This window comes from Hydrocarboniphaga effusa AP103, assembly GCF_000271305.1.
Lineage (GTDB): Bacteria > Pseudomonadota > Gammaproteobacteria > Nevskiales > Nevskiaceae > Hydrocarboniphaga > Hydrocarboniphaga effusa.
Window position 1 is genome coordinate 1,798,385 of sequence record NZ_AKGD01000001.1, and the last position, 23,277, is coordinate 1,821,661.

The 23,277-nt window shown below is 66.6% G+C and carries 20 protein-coding genes; 11 read left to right on the top strand and 9 right to left on the bottom strand.

Annotated features, from left to right (window positions below):
• The first annotated feature begins 99 nt into the window (after positions 1-99).
• Positions 100-1,362 carry an energy transducer TonB gene (locus tag WQQ_RS07880; RefSeq protein ID WP_007184611.1) on the top strand — a complete coding sequence of 421 codons (1,263 nt, stop codon included), beginning with the start codon at positions 100-102 and terminating at the stop codon, positions 1,360-1,362.
• Between the two features lie 21 nt (positions 1,363-1,383).
• Positions 1,384-2,454, top strand: a complete 1,071-nt coding sequence (locus tag WQQ_RS07885) for a DUF5924 family protein (RefSeq protein ID WP_007184612.1) — start codon at positions 1,384-1,386, stop codon at positions 2,452-2,454.
• Between the two features lie 9 nt (positions 2,455-2,463).
• Here WQQ_RS07885 and WQQ_RS07890 read toward each other — a convergent pair whose 3' ends face one another.
• Positions 2,464-5,472: a parallel beta-helix domain-containing protein gene (locus tag WQQ_RS07890; protein ID WP_007184613.1), complete on the bottom strand. Its 3,009-nt coding sequence runs from the start codon at positions 5,470-5,472 to the stop codon at positions 2,464-2,466.
• A 135-nt stretch (positions 5,473-5,607) separates the two neighbouring features.
• Positions 5,608-6,243, bottom strand: a complete 636-nt coding sequence (locus tag WQQ_RS07895; protein ID WP_007184614.1) for a YceH family protein — start codon at positions 6,241-6,243, stop codon at positions 5,608-5,610.
• A 183-nt stretch (positions 6,244-6,426) separates the two neighbouring features.
• Here WQQ_RS07895 and WQQ_RS07900 point away from each other — a divergent pair, with 183 nt between their 5' ends.
• From WQQ_RS07900 to WQQ_RS07920, 5 genes are read left to right on the top strand one after another with little or no spacing between them, the layout of a single operon-like run.
• On the top strand, positions 6,427-6,864 hold the full coding sequence (locus WQQ_RS07900; RefSeq protein WP_007184615.1) for a type IV pilin protein: 438 nt from the start codon (positions 6,427-6,429) through the stop codon (positions 6,862-6,864).
• Positions 6,865-6,870: 6 nt separating this feature from the next.
• A complete protein-coding gene (locus tag WQQ_RS07905; RefSeq protein ID WP_007184616.1) occupies positions 6,871-7,362 on the top strand; it encodes a pilus assembly FimT family protein in 492 nt (163 codons plus the stop codon).
• Positions 7,340-7,759, top strand: coding sequence for a type IV pilus modification PilV family protein (locus WQQ_RS07910; protein WP_007184617.1), 420 nt, complete (start codon positions 7,340-7,342; stop codon positions 7,757-7,759). The genes WQQ_RS07905 and WQQ_RS07910 overlap by 23 nt, the downstream gene beginning before the upstream one ends.
• Entirely contained in the window at positions 7,752-8,423 is a 672-nt protein-coding gene (locus WQQ_RS07915; protein WP_007184618.1) for a PilW family protein, read from the top strand. The genes WQQ_RS07910 and WQQ_RS07915 overlap by 8 nt, the downstream gene beginning before the upstream one ends.
• Positions 8,420-10,624 carry a hypothetical protein gene (locus tag WQQ_RS07920; protein WP_007184619.1) on the top strand — a complete coding sequence of 735 codons (2,205 nt, stop codon included), beginning with the start codon at positions 8,420-8,422 and terminating at the stop codon, positions 10,622-10,624. Before WQQ_RS07915 ends, WQQ_RS07920 begins: the two co-directional genes overlap by 4 nt.
• Positions 10,625-10,692: 68 nt before the next feature.
• On the opposite strand, the gene WQQ_RS07925 is transcribed toward WQQ_RS07920, so the two are convergent.
• Positions 10,693-11,232, bottom strand: a complete 540-nt coding sequence (locus tag WQQ_RS07925) for an SRPBCC family protein (protein ID WP_157534549.1) — start codon at positions 11,230-11,232, stop codon at positions 10,693-10,695.
• Positions 11,233-11,252: 20 nt separating this feature from the next.
• A complete protein-coding gene (locus WQQ_RS07930; RefSeq protein WP_007184621.1) occupies positions 11,253-11,663 on the bottom strand; it encodes an ArsR/SmtB family transcription factor in 411 nt (136 codons plus the stop codon).
• A 106-nt stretch (positions 11,664-11,769) separates the two neighbouring features.
• Here WQQ_RS07930 and WQQ_RS07935 point away from each other — a divergent pair, with 106 nt between their 5' ends.
• Complete coding sequence (locus WQQ_RS07935; RefSeq protein WP_007184622.1) at positions 11,770-12,510, top strand: tetratricopeptide repeat protein; 741 nt, start codon at positions 11,770-11,772, stop codon at positions 12,508-12,510.
• A gap of 173 nt (positions 12,511-12,683) precedes the next feature.
• Here WQQ_RS07935 and WQQ_RS07940 read toward each other — a convergent pair whose 3' ends face one another.
• Together WQQ_RS07940 and gltB are read right to left on the bottom strand one after the other, a co-directional pair.
• Complete coding sequence (locus WQQ_RS07940) at positions 12,684-14,129, bottom strand: FAD-dependent oxidoreductase (RefSeq protein ID WP_040453204.1); 1,446 nt, start codon at positions 14,127-14,129, stop codon at positions 12,684-12,686.
• A 147-nt stretch (positions 14,130-14,276) separates the two neighbouring features.
• A complete protein-coding gene (gltB, locus tag WQQ_RS07945) occupies positions 14,277-18,767 on the bottom strand; it encodes a glutamate synthase large subunit (RefSeq protein ID WP_007184625.1) in 4,491 nt (1,496 codons plus the stop codon).
• A gap of 244 nt (positions 18,768-19,011) precedes the next feature.
• Between gltB and WQQ_RS07950 the strand changes: the two genes are divergently transcribed.
• From WQQ_RS07950 to WQQ_RS07960, 3 genes are read left to right on the top strand one after another with little or no spacing between them, the layout of a single operon-like run.
• On the top strand, positions 19,012-19,269 hold the full coding sequence (locus WQQ_RS07950; RefSeq protein WP_007184626.1) for a type II toxin-antitoxin system Phd/YefM family antitoxin: 258 nt from the start codon (positions 19,012-19,014) through the stop codon (positions 19,267-19,269).
• A gap of 6 nt (positions 19,270-19,275) precedes the next feature.
• Positions 19,276-19,698, top strand: coding sequence for a PIN domain-containing protein (locus tag WQQ_RS07955; protein WP_007184627.1), 423 nt, complete (start codon positions 19,276-19,278; stop codon positions 19,696-19,698).
• 45 nt (positions 19,699-19,743) lie between these two features.
• Complete coding sequence (locus tag WQQ_RS07960; protein ID WP_007184628.1) at positions 19,744-20,178, top strand: PH domain-containing protein; 435 nt, start codon at positions 19,744-19,746, stop codon at positions 20,176-20,178.
• Here WQQ_RS07960 and WQQ_RS07965 read toward each other — a convergent pair.
• The 3 genes from WQQ_RS07965 to WQQ_RS07975 form a co-directional block, all read right to left on the bottom strand.
• A complete protein-coding gene (locus tag WQQ_RS07965; RefSeq protein ID WP_007184629.1) occupies positions 20,175-20,768 on the bottom strand; it encodes a DUF1003 domain-containing protein in 594 nt (197 codons plus the stop codon). The genes WQQ_RS07960 and WQQ_RS07965 overlap by 4 nt on opposite strands.
• A gap of 101 nt (positions 20,769-20,869) precedes the next feature.
• A complete protein-coding gene (locus tag WQQ_RS07970) occupies positions 20,870-22,003 on the bottom strand; it encodes a hypothetical protein (protein ID WP_007184630.1) in 1,134 nt (377 codons plus the stop codon).
• 121 nt (positions 22,004-22,124) lie between these two features.
• Complete coding sequence (locus WQQ_RS07975; RefSeq protein ID WP_007184631.1) at positions 22,125-23,273, bottom strand: deoxyguanosinetriphosphate triphosphohydrolase; 1,149 nt, start codon at positions 23,271-23,273, stop codon at positions 22,125-22,127.
• Between the last annotated feature and the right edge of the window lie 4 nt (positions 23,274-23,277).

Below are 23,277 nucleotides of genomic sequence, written 5' to 3' on the forward strand. Positions count from 1 at the left end.
GATCACGCGACAACGCGCGCTGATCCACTCATCCTTATTTTTTGAGATCAGCCGCTCGCGCGACACTCCGCAGAAGAATCCTTAATCTGTGGGGTGCAAATGACCACCCTGCGCCTGCAAGCCCCGCCATCGATGCGCCTGCCAGCCTCGCTGGCACTGGCGATGGGCTTGCACATGCTCGCGCTGGTCGCGCTGCCTTCGCTCTGGCAGCTCGGCGGCACGCTGGCCGAGCGCATCAAAGGCCGCGCAGTCCCGCCGCCCGCCGAGGCGCACGGCGAGGTCGTGCCGATCAGGCTGCCGACGATGAACAAGTTCGAGCTCGTCACCGAGCTGGGCTCCATCGCCAGATCGACTTCCGGCCAGAAGGCCGACACCCTGCCTTCGGCGCAAGCCGCGCGCGGCACCGCGATGAGCCTGAGCCAGAGCCTTGCCGATGCGGCGCGCCAAGCCCAGGCGGCCTACGAACGCCTGCATCCGCAAGCCGAAAAGCTGCGCTTCGTCGCCGAACTGCGGCTTGCCGATGGACCGACTCGCGCGATCGCGAGTGAGGCCAGGAAACCCGCAGCAGCAGTCACCGCCAAAACCCCGGAGCCGGCAACCAAGCCCGCCGCGCCGCCCGCGACACCGAAACCGGCCGACGACGCCGAACGCAAAGCCGAAGAGGCGCAGCAACGCGAACAAGCCCGCCAAGACGCGCGCCAGGCCCAGGAAGCCCGCGACAGGCTCGCCCAGGCCCAGCGCATGGCCGACGAGCAGGCGCGTCGCGACCAGGACCGGGCGCGGACCGAAGACCGCGCGCGCCAGCAGCGCGCCCTGCAGCAGGCGATCGAGCAGGCGTCGCGCCAGCCGCTCACGCGCCGGCCGGATGCCACGCCCGCTCCGCGCACGACGCCGCGCGCCGAAGACCCGCATCCGCAGGTCTTCGACCCGGCCGAGCCGTATCGCGGAGCGGTACCCGACGTCATCGCCGAAGCGCCGCCGCTGCCCGACCAGACCGGCGCCCCGATGACGGCCGGCGGCGCGGTGCTCGGCCAGGGTGCGGCTCCCGAGCGCGGTCCGGGCGAGGCGGTCGCCGACCGCGGCGCCTTTTTCCAGCGCCTTACGAACCACCTGTTCCAGATCAATCAGGTGATGCTTGCCGAGGCGATCCGGGCGACGCCGAGGATGACTGTCGAGGTGCACTTCGCGATCGATCGCAACGGCCGTGTGATCGAGGCTGCGGTCACCCGGAGCACCGGCGACCCGCAGCTCGACGACAAAGCGGTGGCCGTGATTCAGCGGGCGTCGCCGGTTCCGCGCCTATCGTCGGACATGCCGCAGCAAAAACTCGAACTGAGCTTCCCGGTGCAGATCTACCGCTGAGTCGTCAGCGGCCTATTGGCAATGCCCGAACTCCTCCCGCAACAGAATTCGGTCCCGAGCCCCAACGCCAATGCGCGCGTGCGCTGGTCCTGGGTGCGCCGGTTCGTCACGCGCGTGCTCGTGCTGTTCGAACGTTACCCCTGGCTGCTGCCGCTGGCCTCGTTCCTGGCCGGCGTGCTGAGCTTCGTGCTCGTACGCCGCGGCGAAGGCATGGCCCGCTACATCGCTTTCACCGCCCTGCTCGGCTGGCCGTGGATGCTGGCCCAGGGCTGGTTGCGCAACTGGCTGCTGCGCCGCTTTCCGTCCAAGTGGACGCCCTACGGACTGCAGATGATCACGCAGTCGCTGCAGCAGGAAGTGTTGTTCTTCTCGCTGCCGTTCCTGGCCGGTGCGACCCAGCCCGACATCGGCCAGTGGCTGTTCACCGGACTCGTAGGGCTAGCCGCCTTCATCAGCGTGATCGACCCGATCTACGAAAAGCACATCGCCGATCACCCGGCGCGGGCCTTGTTGTTCCACGCCTACTGCAGTTTCGTCTGCGCACTGGTGGTGCTACCGATCGCGGCCAAGGTGCAGCTCGAGAACGCGCTGCCGCTCGCGCTGGTCATCACCGGCGTCTGGATTCTGCTCGGCCTGCGCGGTGCCTGGCGCGATCTGTCGACGCCGCAGGCACGGCGCTTGGGCTTCACCGCCTTCGTGCTCGCACCGCTCGCCTTGTGGCTGCTGCGCTCGCACGTGCCGCCCGCCGGCCTGTCGGTCACCGAAGGGCTGGTGACGCAGAGCGTCGAAGACCGCACGCCCGGCGCGCGGCTGCAGACCATCAGCGCAGCTGCGCTCCAAGCACGCGGGGCGATCGCCTTCGTCGCGATCCGCGCACCGATGGGTCTCAAGCAGACCGTCTACTTCCAGTGGTCACAGAACGGCCACAAGCTCGATCGCATCGCCGCCGAAATCCAAGGTAGCGGAAAAGGCGGCTGGCGCACCTACAGCCGCAAGCGCAACTTCCCGGCCGATCCGCGCGGCGCCTGGCGTGTCGACCTGCTGACGCCGGATGGCCAGCTGATCGAGCGGCTGCGGTTCAAAGTGCAGTAGGCCGGCGGCCTACTGCACGCAGCTCGTCGAGCCCGGATATTTCGCCTCGTCGGCCTTGACGACGTTCACGATCCACTGCTCGATCAGCGCGCTGCCTTCGGTGTCGACGACGCTGCGCGCGATCGGCGGCATGCGCGCGGCCGGAACGGTTGCGTTCGGCCCGATGCGGAACGCGAGGATCGAGTCGGCGACGTTGCCCGGGTGGATGTCGTAGGTGCGGCCGCCGTTGCCTTCCTGGCCCGTCGCGGTCGGGCGCTTGCAGATGCCGTAGCTGATGTCGACCGGGCGGAACGAGTCGAGATAAAAGCCGGTGCTCGCCGCGAAGCCGCGCACGTTGTGGCAATGCTGGCAATTCACTTCGAGCCAGGCGCGTGCGCGCGCTTCGATGTCTTCGGCCGAGTTCGGCGCGAAGCCCGCGTCGCCGGGCTTGTTGAACGCCGGAATGCGTTCGAGCTTGGCCGCGATCTGGCGCATGTCGACGCCCAGATCGCTCGGGCAGCCGGCGACCAGGCCGTGGCTGCACCAGTACGCGATCTGGTTCTGCCCGGCGACTTCGTGACGGCTCTGGCCGGTGACGAGTTTGCTTTCGGGCGCGTAGGGGCGATTCATGAAGCGCACCTTCGGTCCGATCGGCGCGGCGCCGGCTTCGCCCTCCTCGTTCGAATGGCAGCTCAGGCACTGGTTGCCATGCGGAATCAGATAGTTCGCGGTCGAGCCCTGATGGCGCACGCCCGAATCGACGTCGGTGTGATCCCATGAAACGCTCGCGTGGCCGCCACCCAGCGAAAGTTTGGCGACGCGCTTGCCGGTGGCCGCATCGGTCTCCCAGATGTACGGCAGGCCATCCCAGCGCGCGACGTTCTTCGAGTTCACGCGCTTGATCAGCAGGCGCGTTTCGATCGGCGTTTCCTTGCCATTGGCTTCGTCGGCGAACGAGAAGGTCTTGGCGATGATGGTGCCGGTCGGGAACACCAGCGTGGCATTGACGCCGTCGGTGCCCGCATCGCGGTAAACGGCTTTCGCTCCGGGCGGCAAATACGCCACGCGATATTTCACCGCGTAGTCGGAGAACAGCTTGCTGTTGAGCGAATACGGAACGCCGCCGCCGCGCGGCGTGCTGGTCGGATCCTGCGCATCGTCGAACAGGTGATATTGATCGAGCGTCGGGCAGTCCACGCGCGCGGCGTCGAAGTTGACCTTGCCGCTGTCGACGCTGGCGTTGCAGAGCTTCTCGACGAGCTCGGCGGCCGGCGCCGGATCGTAGTCGCCGCTGCGCACGAACGGTGGAATCACCACCGGCGGCAACGGCGCGAGCGTCTTGCCGTAAGCCGCGGTGCAATCGTGCGGGCTCATGTCGAAGTCGGAAGGGAACCGCAGCAGCGCGGCCGGATCGAGATTGCTGCTGACGATGAGCTCGAGCCCCTTGGTGCCGTGGAAATTCGAGAACTTGAGGCTGTCGCTGGAAAACTCGTTGTCCGCATCGATGCACGAGAACCACCAGTCGGGCTTGATGCGCGGCTTGCCTTCTGCGGCGGTGTCGAACTTGTAGGCGTTGTACTGGCAGCTCGGATCGGGCACTTCGTTGTCGTAGAGCGGCTTGCCGCGTTCGTCCTTCGGCACGTCCTCGCCGTTGGCTTCCTTCGGATACGCGCAGTCGGCGTGATAGCTGTCCTGCAGGCCGTCCCAGATGATGTGCGCGCCGCGAATGTTGAGCAGGCCGGTCGACAGGCAGCTCGCGAGATTCTTCGGCAACAGGCAGGCGGTCTGGTTCTTGAGCCCGACGATCGCGGGCAGGAACTTGGCGACGTCGCCCGAAGCAAGGTTCTTCGTCGTCGGCAGCGGCAGGCGGTTGCCGTTGTTGACGAAGGTATTGCCGTGGATGTGCAGGCCTTCGGTGTACCAGTCGATGCGATGCTCGGCCGGCCGGCCCGCGCCGACCGGGAAGATCTCGTAGCTCGTGTGGATGATGCCGGCGGTGTTGTTGTCGCGGAATTCGTTGTCGAAGATTTCGATTTCGTCGTAAGCCAGCGTGATCATGCCGCTGCCCGACGGCACGTTGCCGACGATGCCGCCCGAGGTGAAGTTGTAGGTGTTGTTGAGCCGCGCGAGATTGCCGTACATGCGCGAGCGCTCGCCGTACTGGCGCAGGTTGTCGAGGTCGTAGATCAGAAAGCCGCCGGTGTTGCACTCGGCGACGTTGTTCGCGTATTCGCCGCCGCGCACGTTCTCGATCTCGAAGCCGAACACGTTGTAGGCCGCGCGGCTGTTACGGATGATCGCGGTGTTGGTCTGGCCCACGTAGATGCCGGCGTCGGACGCGCCGATCGATTCGGCGTCGTCGATCAGGATGTTCTCCGACGCCACCGGATACACGCCGTAGCGGCCCGAGAGCTTGCTCACGGTGTAGTCGGGCGAAGTGGTATCGCCGAGAAAATTCTCGGGCGCGCTCGGATCCTGCGTCGCCGGATCGGTACAGGCCACGTGCAGCTTCTCGGTGTAGTTGCTCGCGGTGATCGGCGTGGGGCTCTCGCGTCCGCCGCCGGACGACCAGATCGCGCGCACGCGCTGCACGGTGCCATGGTCGACGCTGCGCAGCTCGATGCCGTTGCCGCCGGTGTCGAGCACGGTGAGATCCTGCACGGTGAGCCCATGCACGTTGACCGCGAGGATGCCTTCGGGCGTCGTGCTGGTCTTGAACGACAGCACGGTCTTGTCGCGGCCGCAGCCGCGCACGAGCACGTCCTCGGTGTTGGTCAGCTGCAGCGCGGAGCTCAGTTCGAAGTAGCCGCATTCGAACTCGATGACGTCGCCCGGCAGCGCCTGCACCATCGCCGCGATCATGTCGGTGGTGGCCTCGGCGTTCGGCTTGATGACGAACACGCGGCCGTTCGGGCCGGGCGGCGGATCGCCTCCGCCATCTCCGCCGTTGCCGGGCGACGACGGCGATTTGCCGCAGCCCGACAACGCCAGAGCTCCCAGGACCGCCACCGCCAACACCCGCTGCATCGCACCGAACATGAAGCCTCCCCAAGCGTTCGTCGTGAGGCGGCTCCGTGCGCCGCTCTCTATCGAAGGCAGCAGGATAGTGCGCGCCGGCGCATAAGCCGACGGGAAAACTGACCTACGGTTCAGGCCCGTACCGGGCCCTTGCGCTCAGCTCAGCGCGCGCTCGAGCTCGGCGACGCGGGATTCGAGGGCTTCGATGCGCTCCAGCAGTTGCGCGACCAGCGCGGCATTGCCGCCGCCGCCCGAAGAGGACGAGCCGGCCGATTCGACCACGGCCGGAATCGCGTCCTCGCCGCACAGCAGGTGCGCGTAGCGCACGGTCGACTGGCCCGCCCCGCGCGGCAGCTGCTTGACCAGCGGGCTCGCGCGATCGGCCAGATCGTCGAGCACGGCCTGCACGCCGTCGATGTCGGCAGGCCCGTTGAGCCCGCTCGCGTTGGCTCGAATTTCGGCGAGCGTCTGCGGGCCGCGCAGCATCAGCGTGGCGAGCACCGCGACGCCGCCGGTCTTGAGCAGCAGCTGATGCTGGAACTGGTGCCGCCATTTCACCGCGCGGCCGCTGGTTTCATCGCGCTTGACCAGGCGCTGGGCTTCGAGCTGGTTGAGCGCGGCGCCGGCATCGCCCTCGCTGAGCGACATCACCGGGCTGCGCGAATTCTTCTGGTTGCTGGCGAGCATCACGCCGTTGACCGTCATCGGGTAGTACTGCGGCGTGGTCAGCGATTTTTCGACCAGGGACGCGAGCACGCGGGCCTCGTTCAAGGACAGCAGCAGAGCGGACATGAGGCGATCTCCTAATCGAAGCGGGCGCGAATCGTAGCCTACGCCGCTTGGCGGGCGCAGCCGCGGGTGCGGCATCGGCGCAGCCTCTGGCGCCGACCAGTAGAAAAAATCCTCTCAAGTTCGTCCGCGTCAGGCCGATACCGGTTTTATTCACTCCCTCCACCGGCGCGCGCCGGAGTGGTCATGGAATCGTCTTGCCTTTGCCGCCGCACCGCCGCTTCGCGCGGCTTCACGCTGATCGAGCTGATCGCCTCGATGCTGATCGTCGCCATCCTGACCCTGCTCGCGCTGCCCGCCTACAGTGGCTACATCGCGCGCAGCAAGCTGCGGGCGGCGCAGAACGATCTGATCGCACTGAGCCTCAATCTCGAAAACTACTATCAGCAACAGCTGACGTATCCGTCGGCCACTGCGGGCACCGCGCAGACGCAGACCACGCTGCCGGGCTGGGCACCCGCGCAGGCCACCGACTTCTCGTTCCAGATTCAATCGGCGAGCGCCTCGGCCTACTCGCTCAAGGCCACCGGGACCGGCAATGGCGTCAGCGGCTATGCGATCACGCTCGACAGCGGCAACACGCGCCAGCTGACGAGCCCGTCCGGCGCGGTCAGCGCCTGGTAGTCCGCCATGAACGCTCTGCGGCGCCAGCGTGGCGTCTCACTGATCGAATCGATGCTCGCGATCGCGATCTCGGGCTGGCTGCTGGTGTCGGGCTTTCCGCTCACGCAAGGCTGGGTCGCGAGCACCCGCGTGCGCGACACCCAGGGCCTGCTCGCCCAGGGCGTGTCGCGCGCCAAGGCGGTGGCCTTGCGCAATCCGGGCGGCGTTTCGGGGAACGCGGCTGCGGCGATGCTCTGTCTCGACGGCGGCCGGCTGCGACTGTTCGCGGCTACGCGCAGCCCGCAAAGCGCGGCCGCCTGCGCGAGCAGCGGCGCGCTCTGGAGCGCGACGCTGCCGGCGAATACGAGCGTGTTCAGCGGCGATGCGAGCCTGCGCTGCCTGGCCTTCAGCAATCGCGCGGCCAGCGTCGCCGCGAGCAGCGGCGGAACCGCCTGCGCGAGCTCGACGAGCCTGCTGATCAGCTCGGCGAATCAACATGCCTCGGTCACGCTCTACTGATCGCGCGCAACGCGGCGATGCGCTGCTCGAAGCGCTCGTCGGCGTCTTGCTGTCGGCCGTGCTCGTGCTCGGCGCGGTCTTCACCGCGACGCGCATCGCGCTGAGCCAGAGCCAGTCGCGCACGCAGGCGATGGCGATCACGCAGCTGCGCAACCTGCTGCAGGAAACCGCAGACACCAGCGCCTGGTGCCAGGGCGCCTCGCCGCCGGCGATCCGCATTCGCCCGGCCGATGCGAACCTCGCTCCGATCGACTTGGCGGTGACCGCGACCTGCACCACGCCGACCGGCGTCACGCTCGGCAGCGTGTCGATCACATCGCCTGCGCGCGTTCGGCTGTCGGTGACCTCGCGCACCCTGTTTGGGGGCGCGGGCACGCTGGTGGTCGGCGATGGGTGAGGCCGCGCTTCGCCACCAGCGCGGCTTCAGCCTGATCGGCATCATGACCGGCCTGCTGATCTCGACGCTCGCCGCGCTGTCGGCGCTGTCGCTGTATCGCACGCTGGTCGTGCGCTCTGTCGAAAGCGGGCAGCGCGCGAACCAGGACGGCCATCTGGCCGCCGGCACGCTCGGCGCGCAGATGGAGTTGCAGGGCGCCGGCTTCGGCATCGGCACGCTGGCGACTCCGGCCGCCGCGAATACCGATCTGATCGTGCTCGCCGATGCGACGCTCGACGCGAGCGGCCATCTGGGCGGCAGCGTGCGGCCCCTCACCGCGAGCACGCAGGCCAGCGGCAACGCGATCGTCTGGGCCGCGAATCCGACACTCGCGAGCATTGAATGCAGCGCGCTGCTCGCGAGCAACGGCGGCTTGAAGCTGCTGCGTTCGGCCTGCGGCGCGGCGACGCAATGGAGCACGCTGAACTGGCAGACCGCGAGCGAGCTGATTCCACCGGGCGGCGTCAGCGCGAGCGGCGCGACGCTGCGCGCCGAGCGATCGAGCTGCTGGCCGTTCGGCCAGGCCGGAGCGAATTCGCAGGCGATCAAGCTGACGCTCTGGGACGACGCTTCGGCCTGGAAGAGCAGCGTCTGCCTGCCGAACGTGAAGGCGCCATCGACATGAAAAGCCGCATTTATTCTCGACCTCCACTTCCCCAACGCGGCCTCGCGACGATCCTGCTCGTGCTGCTGGTGGGGCTCGCGCTCACCGCGACCGCGCTCGGGGTCGCGCACGGCGTGCGCGGCGCGCAGGACAAGACGCTGACGATGCACGCGGCCACGCTCGCGCAGATGCGCAGCTGGTCCGGCGTCGAGCTGCTGCGTCAGTATCTGCGCGCCGAGAACATGGCGAGCCCACCGTGGAGCGCGCTGCCCTGGGCCGTGCCGATGAGCGGCATCGATGCGGCGACGCTGTCCGCACAACTGGTGTCGGTGAGCGGGCCCGACGGCGCAGGCCGCTACGTCGTCACCGCCGACATCACCGGGGCTGGCGCCGGTGCGACGACCACGCTGCGCGCCGTCTACGAGGTCACGCGAGCCGTCGCCGGCAGCAACGGCCATCAGGGGCCGGCCATCGACGTCGCCGATTTCTACTACGACCTCGACATGAGCGGCGGCATCACCATCAAGGGCGACAACAACGCCAACTTCAACGTCATGGGCAACGTGAAGCTCGACAATGCCTCGATCACCGGCGTCAACGCGATCCATGCGACCGGCAACGCGGTGATCGGCAGCGGCATCAAGGTCAATCAGATCTACGTCAATGGCAACGTCACGCTGACAGGCTCGTCTGCGATCCTGTCGGTCTCCGCGCTCGGCAACGTCATCGACAACAGTAGCGGCACGCAGGGCGTCATCAACAGCGACGGCAGCGTGACGATCAGCAACGGCGTGGCGAACGGCGTCAACGCGATGGGCGCGATCGTCGCGAGCAGCGGCGGCAGTCACGGCGTGCTCAACACCAACGCCACGCTCAGCGTGAGCAACGGCCTGGTCAACACGGCAAACGCGATCGGCAACGTCGGCGTCGTCGGCGGCACGATCAAGACCACCAACACCATGGGCTCGGTGAACTGGTCGAGCACCGGAACCGGCGCGATCGCGATCAATGCGAACGGCTCGGTGATCTACGCGGCCGCGGGCGGGGCGATCTCGGCGCTCGGCGACGTCAACCTGACCGGCGGCGGCGCGACCAGCGTGCGCACGATGGGCAACACCTATGTGCGCAGCTACGGCGGCATCGGGCTGCTGCAGGGCAAGGGCAACCTGCAGGTCGACCAGTACGCGGCCGTCGCCGGCACCATCGGCGGTACGCTGACCAAGCTGCAGCAGTGGAACGCCAACGTGCTCGTGACCCTGCTCGCGGGCTTCCTGCCGCCGAACGTCACCACCGTGACGCTGACCCCGATCGCGGCCCTGCAGCCCTACGAGCTGTCACGTCCGGTGGTCGATGCCTTCTCGCTCAAGGGCGCGGCGAACTATGTGTTCGAGTATCAGCCCGCAGGCTACACGCTCGTGAGCGTGCGCAATGTCGTCGGCATCGTCACCGGCAGCTATGCGCTCGTCAGCGACGGTGTGCGCAAGGATTTCCTGTGCCCCATCGCGTCGTTCAATTCGGCAAGCAAAACCTGCTCTTTGGGCGGCAGCACGCAGAAGACGATCTGCGAAGGCTACTCGACGCAGAACGCCTGCTTTACCTACACGAGCGCGGGGCCCGGCAAATGGACGATCGCGGGCATCAGCCTGGCGCCCGGGGCGTACTGGTTCGACGGCGATCTCGAGGTATCGACCGGCATCTACTTCAACAGCTTCATCGCCACGGGCCACATCGTGACGAGCGGCCAGCACGTCACCAAGTCGCCGAACAACGCCGGCTACGGACCGGTCTGCGCGAACTCCCCGAGCGATGGCGTCGTACAGACCGCGTTCTTCGCCGGGCTGGTGCCGACCAACTTCTGCAACACCGCGACAGCCGCGCTCACGCAGGACAGCCTCGGCAACATCGCGTTCCTGTCGGGCGCTTTCCGCGATGGCGTGTTTTCGGGCGGTAACATCACGCTCGGGGCGAGCACCAGAACCTACGGCACCATCGTCGCGGGCAATCTGTTCAACAGCGGCGGCAGCACCACGGTCTACGGTTATATCGCCGCGGCCGGGCAAGCGACCTTGAGCGGCAACAGCAATGCGGTGGGCGGCAGCACCACGCTCGATCTGACGGCGCTGCCGAGCACCTACACGCCCGATGTACTGCCCTGCACCGGCAATTGCACGCCGACCTCGGCCACCGGCGAGGCGGCGGTGATGTGGACGCGCTATCTCTAGCCGTGCTCGTGCCGGCGCCAGGTGCGAACGATTCGCTGCGAGCCTGCCGGCCCGTCGACAGTGCGAGCTCAGCGCGCCGGAATGAGCTTGTCGTATTCGGCTTCGAGGCGCGTATGCGTACGCCAGAAGCCGTCGGGCTCGCGCCCATCGAGGCGTGCGACGAGGATGTCCAGATGGGTGTGCCAGCCGCCGGCAACGCTGAGCATCGCCTCACGCGTCGATAGGCGACAGTGAGTCACGCGCAGATGCGTGCGCTCGCCGCGAGCGGAAAGTTCGAAGCGCACCTGCGAAGCATCGTCACCGGTTCCCCCCCAGGTGAACGCAAGCAGACGCGGGGGTTCGAATTCGACGATACGCCCGACGGTGCGCACCTCGCCGGCTTCGCGTGCGTACTTCGCCGGTGCCGGATCGTCATCCCGAGTGAGTTCGGAGTTGCGGAAGATCAGTTCCACATCGCCGTTTGCGCTGAGCTGCATCGGGCCCGAGGCGAGCCAGAGCCGGCGCTTCCCCGGATCGGTCAAGTACTCCCATACGCGCTCGATCGTGGCGGGCAGCAGGCGCTCGATGCGGACGGTGTCGGCTGCTGTGGCGGTGCCGTAAAGATTCATGAGGGTTCGCTCCGGGTCGCTCATCTGGACGTTCTTTTTTTCGTGGGTCTGGAGGCCGACCTGGCTTTTCCGCGCGTCGGCTTCGCCGACGTGCTTTCGGCGACCAGCAGCGCTTCGAGCGCATCGAGCCTCTGGCTCCAGAAGCGCTCGTAATGGCGCATCCATTCGAGCCCTGCGTGCAAGGGCGCGGCCTGGATCCGGCACCGATGCGTGCGCCCCTGCACCTCGCGCTGGATCAGCCCGGCGCGTTCAAGCACCTTGATGTGCTTGGATGCCGCCGCAAGCGTGATGTCGAACGGAGCCGCGAGCTCGCCGACGCTGAGCGGTCGGCTCGCGAGACTCATGAGCATGGAGCGCCGCGTCGGATCGGCGATCGCGCCGAACACGGCGTCGAGATCGGGGCTGCCGCTGGAGAGATCATGTTCAACCATGAGGTTGAATATCTGCCCTCGGCGATCAATTGTCAACCGATTGGTAAAATGTCCATGCGCTCAGCCCACTATCCTTGGACCTTCGTTCGAAACCGCCAGGACATCGATGCCGTTTTTCATCCTCTCGCTGATCATCCAGGTCGGACTCGTCGTGCACGTGCTCAAGACCGGGCGCAACATGAGCTGGATCTTCATCCTGCTGTTCTTCCCGCTCGTCGGCACGCTCGCGTACCTGATCGTCGAGCTGCTGCCCGAATGGACCAGCAGCCGCGGCGCACACAGGCTCAAGCGCGGCATTTCGAAGTCGGTGAATCCCGATGGCGATCTGCGCCGGGCCACGCAGCAGCTCGCGGTCGCCGACACCGTGCAGAACGCGATGACGCTCGCCGCGCAGTACATGGAAAAGCAGCGCTATGAGGAAGCCGAAGCGCTCTACGCGCGCTATCTGAAGGGCATCAACGCGAGCGATCCGCTGCTGTTGCTCGGCATCGCCAAGGCCCAGTTCGCACTCGGCAAATTCGAGGCCGCAGAACAATCGCTCGATACCTTCAAGCAGAAGAACCCGGACTTCCGCTCACCCGAAGGCCATCTGCTCCATGCGCGCACGCAGGAAGAACTCGGGCGCATCGACGCGGCGATTCACGAATACGACGCGCTGCGCCGCTATTTTCCGGGCCCCGAGCCGACGTGCCGGCTCGCATTGCTGCTGCAGAAGCGTGGAGACCAGGCACGGGCGCGCGAGCTGTTCCAGCGCATCGTCGACGAGAGCCTGGTCGCCGGAAAGCACTACAACACCGTGCATCGCGAATGGGTGGCGCTGGCCAAGCGCGAGGCTTCGGGGAGTTGAAGCGAAAAACGACAAGGCCGGCTCCAAGCCGGCCTTTTCGCATGCAGTGACGAGATCGGACGTCGATCGAACATCGATCAAACGCCCGGATAGTCGAGGATGCCCACGGCCGCTTCACGGCCTTCGTAGACGGCCGTGACCACGAGATCGGAGCCGCCGACAGGGGCGCGGCCTCACACTCCCAGATAGTCCAGGATCCCTTCAGCCGCCTCACGTCCTTCATAGACTGCGGTCACGACGAGGTCGGAGCCGCGCACCATGTCGCCGCCCGCGAACACCTTCGCGTTCTCGGTCTGGAACTTGTACTGGCCCTTCGGCAGGCCCGGCTGGAACTTGGCGAGGCCGGCGCCGTGAACCTTCACGCGGCCATCTTCGTGCGTGGCGATCGTGTGCTGCTCGAACCACGACGACGGGCTCGGGCGGAAGCCGAAGGCGATGACGACGCGATCGCAAGGCACGATCTCTTCGGAGCCTTCGATCACTTCGGGCTTGCGACGGCCCTTGGCGTCGGGCGCGCCGAGCTTGGTGGTGACGAGCTTGATGCCCTCCACCTTGCCGTTGCCGACGATCTCGACCGGCTGGCGATTCCACAGGAACTCCACGCCTTCTTCCTTGGCGTTGGCGACTTCGCGGCGCGAACCCGGCATGTTGGCTTCGTCGCGGCGATACGCGCAGATCACGCTTTCGGCGCCCTGGCGGATGCTGGTGCGATTGCAGTCCATCGCGGTGTCGCCGCCGCCGAGCACGACGACGCGCTGATCCTTCACGTCGAAGGCCAGGTCGGCTTCGGTCGGCGTGTGGATCACGCGGTTGATGTTGGCGATCAGAAACGGCAGCGCTTCGAACACGCCGGGCAGGTCCTCGCCCGGGAAGCCGCCCTTCATGTAGTTGTAGGTGCCCATGCCGAGGAACACCGCGTCGTATTCGGCGAGCAGGGTTTCGAACTCGATGTCGACGCCGATCTCGGTGTTGAGGCGGAATTCCACGCCCATGCCTTCGAGAATCTCGCGGCGCTGCGCGATCACTTCCTTCTCGAGCTTGAACGCCGGAATGCCGTAGGTCAGCAGGCCGCCGATCTGCGCGTACTTGTCGAACACCACCGGCTTCACTCCGTTGCGCACGAGCACGTCGGCGCAGCCCAAACCGGCCGGGCCCGAGCCGATGATGGCGACGCGCTTCTTGGTCCACTTGACCTTGCTCATGTCCGGGCGCCAGCCCTTCTTGAAGGCCTCGTCGGAGATGTACTTTTCGATGTTGCCGATGGTCACCGCGCCGAAGCCGTCAGCCAGCGTGCAGGCGCCTTCGCACAGGCGATCCTGCGGGCAGACGCGACCGCAGACTTCGGGCAGCGAGTTGGTGCGGTGGCTCAGCTCGGCGGCGGCGAACAGGTTGCCTTCCTCCACCAGCTTGAGCCAGTTCGGAATGTAGTTGTGCACCGGGCACTTCCACTCGCAGTACGGGTTGCCGCAGGACAGGCAGCGGCCCGCCTGCGACTTGGCCTGGTTCTCGGGGAACTGGCCGTAGATCTCGCGGAAGTCGTGCACACGCACTTCGACCGGCGCCTTCTTGGGATCTTGGCGCGGGACGTCGAGGAACTGGTTGGCGTTTTTGTGGCCCATGTTGCTGGGAGACGGGAGACGAGAGACGGGAGACGTAAAGTTCCCGCGCCGTTTCCTTGCCCTACCTCCTTGCTATCTCAAAATTCACTGCAATGAACGACGACGACGCGGTTGCGTCTCCCGTCTCCCGTGTAACGTCTCTCGGCGTCAAGCCGCTGCCCGCACCGAATCGATCAGCGTGCCGATCTCGGCGGCCTTGGGCTTCACGAGCCAGAACTTGCCGACGTAATCGGCCCAGTCGCTGATGATCTGCTGGGCCCACACCGAGCCGGTGACCTTGGCGTAGTCGGCGATGATCTTGCGCAGGTAGTTCTCGTGCGCCTCCATCGATTCGGAAACGACGCGATGAATGTCGATCAGCTCGTGGTTGTAGCGATCGACGAAGTTGCGCTTCTCGTCGAGCACGTACGCAAAGCCACCGGTCATGCCCGCGCCGAAGTTCACGCCGGTGTGGCCGAGCACCACGACGACGCCGCCGGTCATGTATTCGCAGCCGTGGTCGCCCACGCCTTCGACGACCGCGTGCGCGCCCGAGTTGCGCACCGCGAAGCGCTCGCCCGCCATGCCTGCCGCGTACAGCGTGCCGCCGGTCGCGCCGTACAGGCAGGTATTGCCGATGATCGCGGCATCGCGCGATTCGTAGCGCGCGCTCTTCGGCGGCTTCACCACGATGCGGCCGCCGGCCATGCCCTTGCCGACGTAGTCGTTGGCGTCGCCTTCGATCTCCAGATGCAGGCCGCCCGCGTTCCAGACGCCGAGCGACTGGCCCGCGGCGCCCTTGAGCTTGATCGTGATCGGACGATCGCTCATGCCGAGGTTGCCCCAGCGACGCGCGATCTCGCCCGACAGGCGCGCACCGATGCTGCGATGCCGGTTGTTGACCGTGTAGTGGAAGATGCCGCCGGTCTTGTGCTCGATCGCGGGCAGGCAGTCGGCCAGCATCGCTTCGGCGAGTTCGCCCTTGTCGAACGGCTCGTTGTTGAACATGCAGTACTGCGCGCTCGGCAGGGTCATGCCGGCCGAGTCGAGAATCGGCGACAGGTCGAGGTTCTTGGCCTTGCCGGTGGTGCCTTCGGCGATCTGCAGCAGGTCGGTGCGGCCGATCAGCTCCTTGATCGTGCGAATGCCGAGCGAGGCCATCAGCTCGCGCGTCTCCTGGGCCACGAACCGGAAGTAGTTCATGACCATTTCGGGCAGGCCGATGAAGTAGTTCTGGCGCAGCACCGCGTTCTGCGTGGCGACGCCGGTGGCGCAGTTGTTCAAGTGGCAGATGCGCAGGAACTTGCAGCCCAGCGCGACCATCGGCGCAGTGCCGAAGCCGAAGCTCTCGGCACCAAGAATCGCGGCCTTGATGACGTCGAGGCCGGTCTTGAGGCCACCGTCGGTCTGCACGCGAACCTTGTCGCGCAGGTTGTTCATGCGCAGCGTCTGGTGCGTCTCGGAAAGACCCAGCTCCCACGGCGTGCCCGCGTACTTCACGGACGTCAGCGGCGACGCGCCGGTGCCGCCGTCGTAACCCGAGATGGTGATGAGGTCCGCGTACGCCTTGGCGACGCCGGCCGCGATCGTGCCGACGCCGGGGCCCGAAACGAGCTTCACCGACACCAGCGCCTGCGGGTTCACCTGCTTGAGGTCGAAGATCAGCTGCGCGAGGTCTTCGATCGAGTAGATGTCGTGGTGCGGCGGCGGGCTGATCAGCGCGACGCCCGGGCGCGAGTAGCGCAGCGAGGCGATCTGGTCGTTGACCTTGTCGCCGGGCAGCTGGCCGCCTTCGCCGGGCTTGGCGCCCTGCGCGACCTTGATCTGCAGCACTTCGGCGTTGACCAGATAAGCCGGCGTGACGCCGAAGCGGCCCGAGGCGACCTGCTTGATCTTCGACATCTTCTCGGTGCCGTAGCGCGCGGGGTCTTCGCCGCCTTCGCCGGAGTTGCTGCGTCCGCCGAGGCGGTTCATGGCGATCGCGAGCGATTCGTGCGCCTCGGGCGACAGCGCACCGAGCGACATGCCGGCCGAGTCGAAGCGCTTGAGGATGGCCTCGATCGATTCGACCTCATCGATCGGAATCGGCTGTGCGTCCTTGAACACGAACAGGTCGCGGATCATCGAGGCCGGACGCGTGTTCACGACCTCCGAATAGAGCTGATAGTCCTCGTACTTGCCCGACTTCACCGCGCGCTGGAGCATGGTGACGACGTCGGGGTTGTAGGCGTGGTATTCGCCGCCGTGCACGTACTTGTAGAGGCCGCCCTGCTCGATCGGCTTGCGGGCGCTCCAGGCGGTCTCGGCGACGGCCTCCTGCTCGTCCTGCAGGTCTTCGAACTTGGCTCCCTGGATGCGCGAGACCGTGGCGTTGAAGCACATCTCGGTCACTTCGTCGTGCAGGCCCACGGCTTCGAACAGCTGCGCGCCGCGATACGAGGAGATGGTGCTGATGCCCATCTTCGAGATGATCTTGTAGAGCCCCTTGTTGATGCCCTTGCGATAGCTCTGCGCCATCGTTTCGGGCGCCTTGTTCTTGACCTGGCCGCTGCGCGCCATCTCATAGAGCGAGGCGTAGGCGAGATACGGGTAGATCACGCTCGCGCCGTAGCCGACGAGGCAGGCGAAGTGATGCGGATCGCGCGCGGTGGCGGTCTCGACGACGATGTTGCAGTCCAGGCGCATGCCGGATTCGACCAGCGCACTGTTGACCGCGCCGACCGCGAGCAGCGCGTGGATCGGCAGCTTGCCGCGCTCGATCGCGCGGTCGGACAGCACGATCACGACCTTGCCGTTGCGCACGGCCGAGATCGCTTCTTCGCAGACGTGCTCGATCGCCGCCTTCAGGCCGACGCTCGGCTCGTAGTTGAGGTCGATGATCTGGTGCTTGTACTTGGGATCGTCGTTGCCGATCGCGAGCAGCGCCTTGAACTTGGCCTCGGACAGCACCGGCGAATCGATCAGCAGGCGCGCGGCGCGCTCCGGCGTTTCGTCGAACATGCTGATCTCGGCGCCCAGGTGGCACTCGAGCGACATCACGATCTGCTCGCGCAGCGGGTCGATCGGCGGGTTGGTGACCTGCGCGAACATCTGGCGGAAGTAGTCGTAGACGCTGCGCGCCTGCTGGCTGAGCACCGCGAACGGCGTGTCGTCGCCCATCGAGCCGACCGCTTCCTGACCGGCTTCGGCGAGCACGCGCAGCACCTGGTCACGCTCTTCGAACGTGAGCTGGAACATCTTGTGATAGATGGCGACCGTGTCCGGCGGCATCACGTCGAGCGAGTTGGGGTCGTCCGTGAGGCTGGCTTCGAGCCGCTTCATGTTCGACTTGAGCCACTGCTTGTACGGCTTGCGCGAGGCCAGCATCTTGTCGATGTCGTCGGGACGCAGCAGCGAGCCGGTCTCGGTGTCGACGGCGAGGATTTCGCCCGGACGCAGGCGGCCCTTCTCGACCACGTCCTGGGCGCGGAAATCGTTCACGCCGATTTCGGAGGCGAGCACGATGTGGCGGTCACTGGTGATCACGTAGCGCGCCGGACGCAGGCCGTTGCGATCGAGCGCGCAGGCGGCGTAGCGGCCATCCATGATGACCACGCCCGCCGGGCCGTCCCACGACTCCATGTTCACCGAGTTGTACTCGTAGAACGCGCGCACGTCGGGGTCGAGATCGTCGATGTTCTGCCAGGCCGGCGGAATCAGCGCGCGCATGGCCTGGAACACGTCCATGCCGCCGGCGAGCAGCACTTCGAGCATGTTGTCCATGCTCTGGCTGTCGCTGCCCTTCATCGTCACCAGCGGGGAGATCTCCTCGATGTCGGGAAGATCGGCGCACTGGAATTTCTTGGCGCGCGCCTTGGCCCACATGCGGTTGCCCGAGATCGTGTTGATCTCGCCGTTGTGCGCGAGGTAGCGGAACGGATGGCACAGGCGCCACTTGGGCAGCGTGTTGGTCGAGAAGCGCTGGTGGAACACGCACATCGACGATTCGAGCGTCGGATCGGCGAGGTCCGGGTAGAACTGCGGCAGCAGCTCCGGCATCACCAAGCCCTTGTAGACGAGCACGCGGCAGGACAGCGCGGTGACGTAGAAATCGTCGTCGCCCTCGGCCTCGAGCAGCTTCTCGGCGCGGCGGCGGGCCTTGAACAGCTTCAGCTCGAAGCTGAACTTGTGGCAGTCCTTGGGCGGCGCGATATAGGCCTGCTCGACGTGCGGCACGGTCTTGAGCGCTTCCTCGCCGAGCGCGCTGGCGTCGGTCGGCACCACGCGAAAACCGAGCAGCTTGAGACCGTGATGCTCGACGCTCTCCTTGATGACCTGCTTGGCGCGGCCGCGGCGCTTGTCGTCGTTGGAGAAGAAGATGTTGCCGACCGCGTAGTTGTCACCGAGCGCGATGCCGAGCTTTTCGGCCTCGCGGCGCAGGAAGGCATCGGGCTTCTTCATGAGCAGGCCGCAGCCGTCGCCGGTCTTGCCGTCGGCGGCGACCGCACCACGGTGGGTCATGCGATCGAGCGCCGTGACCGCGGTCTGAATCAGCTTGTGGCTCGGCTGATCGTCCATGTGCGCGATCAGGCCGAAACCGCAGGAGTCCTTCTCGAACTCGGGACGGTAGAGACCGTGGGCGGCGTGGCCTTCGAGAGGCGATTCAGGGCGCTGGGACATTGAAGACTCCTGGCTGGGCGCGGCCGATGCTGTCTTTTTCAGCAGCCGCCCCCGTGAAATTCCGCGAATACCCTATGCCGTACCGGCATGAGGGGAGCGCAACGCTAATGGCCCGTTAAGGCGCAAGCAAATTTCGAGCACGGCAATGCCTGTTTCCCGAAGCAGTTCTCCGTTGAATCAGCGCCTTAGCCCGATTTAAGATAGCCATCTAAATAGCCATGTCCCGCAGGCGCTCCGCAAGCCCATGAAATCCGTCTCGATCGCCCAGGCCAGGGACAGCCTCACCGAACTGCTCTACGAGGCCGAGGAGGGCAAACCCGTGCAGGTCACCCGCCGCGGCAAGGCGGTGGCGGTGCTGCTGTCCGAGGTGGAGTACGAGCGGCTCAAGTCCTCGGCCGCCGCGGCCGACTTCGCGGGCTGGGCGCAGGCCTGGCGCAGCCGGCTGCCGGCCGGCTTCGAGGGCGTGATCGCGTCCGAGCTCGATCGCTGGGCGGAGCTCTGAGCCGCCGTGGCCAAGCTCTACCTGCTGGACCTGCCGGTGCTGGCCGAGCTGACACGGCCCGACGGCAACCGGCGCCTCTTCACCCTGTTCCAGCAGCGCCAGTCGCTCTGTGCGATCGCGGCGCCCGCGCTGATCACCTGGCTGCGCGGGCTCGACGGCCTGCCCGAAGGCCATCGCCGTCAGCAACTGAGCGCCTTCACGGCCGAGCTGCTAGCCTGCGGCCCGCCGGTATTGCCGATCGACCGCGAAGCCGCGCTGTGGCTCGCCCGCCAGGCCGGGCGCTGGGACCGCGCCGGCCGGCGCTGGAGCCGCCTCGACGGCGAACAGGCCGCCATCGCCGCGTCCCAGGACATGGCGCTGGTGAGCCGGCTGCCGCATCCGCTCGCGAATACCGAAGGGCTGCGGATCGAAGACTGGTTCCGGCCCTGAGGGGTCCACATCTTCGACTCGAGATCATCAAATGGAGATCATCGAATGGAAAAAATCGGCGCCCGGGTTTATCGATCGAAGGCCGATGCCTGGCTCGTCGCGGCGCTGTGCCTGGCGATCGCCGGTTCGCTGGGCGCCGCCTACGCGATGCTGTCTTCGGCTTCGATGTCGGCGACGCCGCTCGCGATGGCTGCCGTGAGCATCGCGATCGGCAGCGGCCTGCCGGCCTGGCTACTGCTGTCGACGCGCTACACGCTGGAGGCTCGCCAGCTGGTCGTGCGCAGCGGCCCTTTCTGCTGGCGTATCCGCTATGCGCAGATCGAGGCGATCACGCCCACGTCCAATCCGTCATCCAGCCCGGCGCTGTCGCTCGACCGGCTTCGCATCGATTACGGTCGTGGAAAAACGCTCATGATCTCGCCGCGCGACCGATCGGATTTCCTCCTCGCGATCGAGGCGAAGCGCCGTAGTGCGAGTTAAGGGACCAAGCCCCTCGCACCGCCGTCCTGGCGCGCCTCCGAGCGTTCGAGCAGGCGCGAGAGCATTTCGATCTGCGACTGCTGCTGCGCGATCACCGTCATGAGCTGCTCGGCGCGCAGCGCATCGATCTTCTCGTGCAGGGCCATGATCTCGATCTCGGCTTTGAGATTCACCTCGTAATCGTACGAGGCCATTTGCCGATCCTTCGACGACTGCCGGTTCTGGCTCATCATGATGATCGGCGCCTGGATCGCGGCGAGCATCGACAGCACCAGGTTCAAAAAGACGTAGGGATACGGATCGAACGCGGTCTTGCCGAGAATCTCGGTGTTGAGCGCGGCCCAGGCCAGCAGGAACGCGCCGAAGCAACTCACGAAGGTCCACGAGCCGCCGATCTCGGCGACTCGATCGGCCAGCCGTCCACCCAAGCTGGTCTGCTCGTCGAGCTTGCGATTGGGGTCTTCGGTGAGCGCCTGGCCCTTCGACGCCCGCGCGAGCGCGCGCCGCTCGACGTTGCCGAGTTCCTCGGCCCTGCGACCGAACCAGCGCACGGCGAAGTCGAGATAGTTGAGCGGCGTGATGCGCGGCATGGAGAGCGTCCGTTGCGAGGTACGGCCACGAGCTTAGACCACCGCGCTCGCCACGCGGAACATCGAACGGGCTCGTCGCGGAGCCCGTTCGATGGCGCCGTCTACAGCGCGCCGAGGAAGGCGATGCCGGCGAACGCGAAGCCTGCGCAAGGCGCGGCCGCGGCCACCGCTTCGGCATACGAGATGGTGGTCGCCGAACCGCCCTGCGGCGTCAACGTCACGGTGCCGTCGTTGTTGAACTGAACGGTCGCCGAGGTCGAGCCGCTGCTGAGCTTGATGATGCCGGCGCCGTACGGACTGCCGTTGCCGCTGGTGTCGGGCACCAGCGGCTGCGTGGTTTCCACGGCGAGGCTCGCGCTCGTGCAATTGGCGCCAGCCGGCACCGGCGAGATGCCGAAGCCGTACCGGCCTTCGATCCGCACGCCGTCGCTCGCGCTGACGATCTTGAACGGCGCCTCGCTGGTGCCGATGAAGCTGGTGAAATCGCCGCTGGCCGAACCGCCCTGTCCGCCCGAGCTGGCCGAGGTTTCGTAGTCGCCGTCGAGCAGCAGCGAGAAACGGCTGTCGCTGCCCGAATTGGTCGACTTGGAGTCGAGCCGGTAGCCGACGTCGAAATCGAGCTCGGTCTGGCTGCTGAAGTTCTGCCCGCCCGCGCTGCCGCTGGTCTTCACGTCGAACTCGTACTCGAACGGCGCATTGGCGCCTTCGCCGACCCTGGCGTAGAGCACCGAACCCGCATCCTCGATGCCGCCGGCTTCCGACAGGCCATTGAGCTTCACGCTGTACTCGATGTTCTGTCCGCCCTGGCTCTGGCGGTTCGCGTAGGTGCAGTTCACCGCCCGCGTGCCGGACACCGGCATCGCCTGGTTGGTGAACGGCGAGCCGACGTTCTTGCTGGCTTCGGCGACATCCTGGAATTCGCCGCCGTCGGGACAGGCTTCGCCGGCCTTGGCGATGCTGCGCGCGGCAGCCGTCGGCACCGGCGTGGCGACCGCATCGAGCGTGCTGATGGTGGTGAGCAACTGGCCGAGCGTCCCGACCTGCGCCTGCACCGCCTGCGGCGAGCTCAGATCGGCATTGCCGAGCGAGACGCTGCCACCGCCGGGCGTGTCGCCGCCACCATCGCCGTCATCACCATCGTCGTTACCGCAGGCGCCGAGCAGCAGCGTGAGCGCAGCGGCCGAAGACAGCATCAGCGAGCGAGCGGCCCGCGCATTCCATTGTTTGCGTTTCATCGTGGTCTCCCCTGGAGCGTGAACTCGACTTCGAGTCGCGGCAGGCTAGGTCCGGGCTGGCGATGAAACGACCCCCAGGACAGGGGGTATGCCCGCGCTTCGTCGCAACGACGGGCTGGCGTCAGCGCAAGCGCCGCGGATCGAACAGGCGTTCGTGCTCGTCGAGCGCGTAGCGGTCGGTCATGCCGGCGATGTAATCGGCGACCACGCGCGCGCGGCCTTCCGCGCCGTCTTCGGCTTCGATGCTGGCGGCGGCGATGGCGAATTCGGGCGGCATCAGGCGCAGGTCTTCGAACAGGGCCGCGAACAGGTCGCGCACCACGCGCTGCGCCTTGTTCATGACGCGATAGACCTGGTGATGCCGATACAGCTGCGCATGCAGGAAGCGCTTGAGTTCGACGATCTCGGCGCGCATCGCCTCGCTGTAGCTCATCAGCGGCGCCTGCTGCGCGCGCACTTCGTCGATGTGCTGCACGCCCGAGTCGGCGATGCGCCCGGCGCTCGTCGAGGTCAGGTCTTCGACGAAGGTGCTCATGATGCGGCGGATGGTTTCGTGACGCTCCTGCTTGGGCGGCAGCGGGCCGTAGGCCTGCAGCACCATGTCGTGATGGCGGCGGAACAGCGGCACTTCGCGCAATTGCGGAACCGTCAGCAGGCCCGCGCGCAGGCCATCGTCGATGTCGTGGTTGTTGTAGGCGATTTCGTCGGCGAGGTTCGCGAGCTGCGCTTCGAGGCTCGGCTGGCCGCGTTCGATGAAGCGCCGGCCGACGTCGCCGAGCTTGCGGGCGCGTGCGAGCGAGCAGTGCTTGAGAATGCCTTCGCGCGTTTCGAAGCTCAGGTTGAGCCCGCGAAAGCTCGCGTACTTGTCTTCGAGCTCGTCGACCACGCGCAGCGATTGCGCGTTGTGCTCGAAACCGCCGTAGGGCCTGGTGACTTCGTTGAGCGCATCCTGCCCGGCGTGACCGAACGGCGTATGGCCGAGATCGTGCGCGAGCGAGATCGCCTCGCAGAGATCTTCGTTGAGCCGCAGGCTGCGCGCCATCGTGCGCGCGAGCTGGGCCACTTCGAGCGAATGCGTGAGCCGCGTGCGAAACAGATCGCCCTCGTGGTTCACGAACACCTGCGTCTTGTATTCGAGCCGGCGGAACGCGGCCGAATGGATGATGCGATCGCGATCGCGCATGTAGGCGCTGCGATTGTTCGGCCCGGGCTCGGCATGGCGCCGGCCGCGCGTGTGGATTTCGAGCGCTGCGTAAGGGGCGAGGTCCATGTGC